The following is a 2,249-nucleotide window of genomic DNA, read 5'->3' as shown; positions in this document are numbered from 1 at the left end:
CCTTCACCTGACAGGTGCCTTCCGTCCGGGATAGATGAGACCCTCAGCAAGTCCTATCTTCCCAGGCCGGAAGGCATCTTCCTTTCAAGATCCACTATATGGACCCGCCCTTAATGAAGGGCTGAGGTTAGGCGTGTCAACTCAAGCTGCCCATCGGAAGTACGGACGGCTAAGCCGCCAGCGACGTTAACGGTTGAACAGGAGGGTTTGTGCCACCCATCATTTCCGGGGAAAATCCGGGCGGAACGTCACCTCCCCATGGTTTGCCTACGATCAGCCTCATGCCAACGGCAGTCTTTGGCGGCCCAAGCAAGCCAAACGAAGACGTCTACATCAATTTCGGCGGCGCGACTCATCCCATTACCTACTTCGTAGGTCGGAACGGAACCGGCAAGTCGAAGACTGCTGCCGCCGTAACGCGGGCATACGGTGGACGACTACTGGCAACCGACCGTCTGCTTGGCCTAATGAAAGCAGCGGACTACGGTTGGGGCACTTTGCCACAAAGTGGCTACAGAGGCGTGCCTCTCGGAGGGCAAGAACGCCAAAACATCGACAACTTCGTGAACCACGCAGACTATGCAGGGGTAATTTATGCCACCCAGAACTTATATGCATTGCGGGAACAGCCGGAGGTATGGCTTAAAGTAGCGGCTTTCATTCGCCGAGCACTGGGACGGATTATTGAGCTACGGGAGGATGCCGGATACCTGGACCCCTATGTTCGAATAGGGGACATGGAGTATTCGCTTCTCCGCGACGAGGGTCACGGGCTACGCGAGCTAGTTATCCTACTTACCGCCGTTTATAGATCAGACTGGCGCTGTCTGGTTGTCGATGAGCCTGAGCTTCATCTTCATCCTTCCTTGGCAAGAATCTGGATCGGCGAGCTGGAGCAGCAGTGCCGGACGACTGGGCGACAGGCCATAATAGTGACGCATGAGCCTAGTCTTCTGCGACCGAAATCAGCAGATGACCTCGCCGCCATCTGGTACTTCGCTCCCAACTCTCGGCCCCTCCGAATCTCAGATCACGTCTTGCCAGTCCAGACGGATCGGGTGACCGCATCGCTGCAACAGAATCCCGATCTCATCAGCCAGCTGGTATTTTCCCCGAGACCGGTTCTGGTTGAGGGACCACACGACGTCGCCGCTCTTACTGCATCGCTGCAGCGCACACAGCCGCAGGAGGTGGTAGCACAAACTGACTTCATCGCTTGCGGCGGAAGCGGAGCTGTAGCTCTATGGTATGAAATCTCACAGAAGATTGGACTGGACATCAAGGCGGTCGCGGACCTTGACGCGTGCTTCTCTCCAGAGATCCAGCGGGCGCTCGACAAGTCGCCAGGAGTGGTGCGGCGTTACATCGAAGACTTTGCTGCGGACATACCTAAGACCATCGAGATAATAAGACCCTTCATCCGCGCGTCGGATAGGGCTCAAGTGGGCGCTGAGCCAAGAAGTCGGGGGCGATGGTTAGCGGACAGCCTTGAGGCAGAGGGACATTTGGTCCGAAAGGAGAAGCTTTTGGCCATATGGAGAGATGCGGACCTCTGGTTACATCCTCAAGGGACGCTTGAGGATGTGCTGGGAATTTCCAACAAGGGATCGACTGAGGCTGCTGCAGCGGCTCAGGCTCCGGGGCGAATCGACGACGTAACTGAATGGTGTGCTTACAGACTCGATCCATCGGGAGATGTGTTCGAGTTGCTTGGCGCGACTATAGAGCGCATAGCGCACAATATAATGGAGGCGCTTCGATTGTCACCGGGAACCGATTTTAGCCAGCCGGTGGGTGTCACGTCGAAAAGTGACGGTCGCCTAGTGCAAGTGACGCCGATCGGCGACGGTGTGCATCGCTTGACAGTCTTAGCGCCGGCTGAATTTGCCGGCTACTGGTTGGAGTTTGCCCGCCACACCCCTTCCACCGACCTAGTCCTTCGTGAACCTGAGCGAGACGCTGTGTAAATAGGACTCCTCCTCCGCGCCAGTCATTCAGCCCGTCAGCGACAGTCCTTGCCATCCCGATGCTCCTATGGAGGTCAAGGGGTGAGGGCGGCGAAGTCGGCGCTTAGCCTCAGCCCTTCATTAAGGGCGGGTCCATATAGTGGATCTTGAAAGGGAGATGCCTTCCGGCCTGGGAAGATAGGACTTGCTGAGGGTCTCATCTATCCCGGACGGAAGGCACCTGTCAGGTGAAGGCTACCGGAACACGCCCGAAGATCATCGTCAGCGGCGACGGACGTGGCG

General features: G+C 57.1%; 1 protein-coding gene. It reads left to right on the top strand.

Features of this window, described 5'->3' with window-relative positions; all coding sequences use genetic code 11:
- Positions 1–281 precede the first annotated feature (281 nt).
- Positions 282–1,967 (top strand): ATP-dependent endonuclease, encoded by a 1,686-nt coding sequence (locus tag ABD52_RS38860; protein WP_152748379.1) that lies wholly within the window; start codon positions 282–284, stop codon positions 1,965–1,967.
- Positions 1,968–2,249: the final 282 nt, after the last annotated feature.

This window comes from Micromonospora sp. RV43 (assembly GCF_001029515.1).
Taxonomy (GTDB): domain Bacteria; phylum Actinomycetota; class Actinomycetes; order Mycobacteriales; family Micromonosporaceae; genus Micromonospora; species Micromonospora aurantiaca.
The sequence above is the reverse complement of the archived record's forward strand: the minus strand, read 5'-3'. Positions and strand labels throughout refer to the sequence as shown.